Genomic DNA, 873 nt, shown 5'->3' on the forward strand with positions numbered 1-873 from the left:
ACTTCACCACCACCGGCGTGCGCAAGGAGTCGCTGAAGTTCTTCGGCCTGGCCGACGGTAACGCCTTCAACGGCACGTTCCGTGGCTCGTTCAAGGGCCAGCGCGGCGCGACCAAGGCGGTCGTCGTTACCTTGCGCGGCCTGCTCAAGGAACTGGACATGGGCGACTGGAAGGCCGGCGACAAGGCCGAGGTCAAGCATGGCATCGCCGTCGCCTACTACAAGCTCGAGGTCGGCGGCGAGCTGATCTACGAGATCGATCCGATCGGCATGAAGCGCGTGATCAACGGCACCGACCAGCTGGCCAGCCAGCGCTCCGACCTCGGCCTGTAAACCCGCTATCCCTCAGCTTTCCTATCCCCCCGACTATCTGGCGGCCCAACACCCTGGGCCGCCTCTCGATTACTTCCCAAGGACACCACCCCATGAGCAAGCCAGTACCGAAGTACCTGAACCTGAGCGCCGAGAGCGTCACCGTCACCCTGACCAAGCCGAGCGCGGTCAACGGTGTGAACGTGCAGACCATCACCATGCGCTCGCCCACCGTGCGTGACGTGCGCGCCTCCACGCAGACCGGCGGTGACGACGATGAGCAGCGCGAGCTGAACCTGTTCGCCTCCCTGTCCGAGGTGGGGGTGAAGGATCTGGAAGGGCTGACCTACAAGGACTACAACCGCCTGGCCACCGGGTACAACTTTCTGGTGCGAGAGGACGAACTGTAACCCGCAGACGTTGAAGCATGCGGCCCGGCGCCTGGCGTCCGAGCTGCATTTTTCCGCGCAAGAAATCATGACCATGTCGTATGCCGACATGGTTTGGTGGCTCACGGACTGAGCGGGCAGGGGAGGTATCCATGGCGGGCAGGGTAGCGTTA

Annotated in this window: 2 protein-coding genes; both read left to right on the plus strand. The window is 63.3% G+C overall.

Annotated features, from left to right (window positions below):
• Positions 1 to 332 (plus strand): phage major tail tube protein (locus G7007_RS21750; RefSeq protein ID WP_181105165.1); only part of this gene is annotated, 332 nt, incomplete at its 5' end.
• A 92-nt stretch (positions 333 to 424) separates the two neighbouring features.
• Positions 425 to 721, plus strand: coding sequence for a phage tail assembly protein (locus tag G7007_RS21755; protein ID WP_181105167.1), 297 nt, complete (start codon positions 425 to 427; stop codon positions 719 to 721).
• Positions 722 to 873: the final 152 nt, after the last annotated feature.

The sequence above is a fragment of the Pseudomonas entomophila genome (genome assembly GCF_013523125.1).
GTDB classification, from domain to species: domain Bacteria; phylum Pseudomonadota; class Gammaproteobacteria; order Pseudomonadales; family Pseudomonadaceae; genus Aquipseudomonas; species Aquipseudomonas entomophila_B.

Bases quoted from the DNA above. Each gene is read 5' to 3' on its own strand.
- G7007_RS21755 (WP_181105167.1), top strand. From the start codon at position 425: ATGAGCAAGCCAGTACCGAAGTACCTGAACCTGAGCGCCGAGAGCGTC.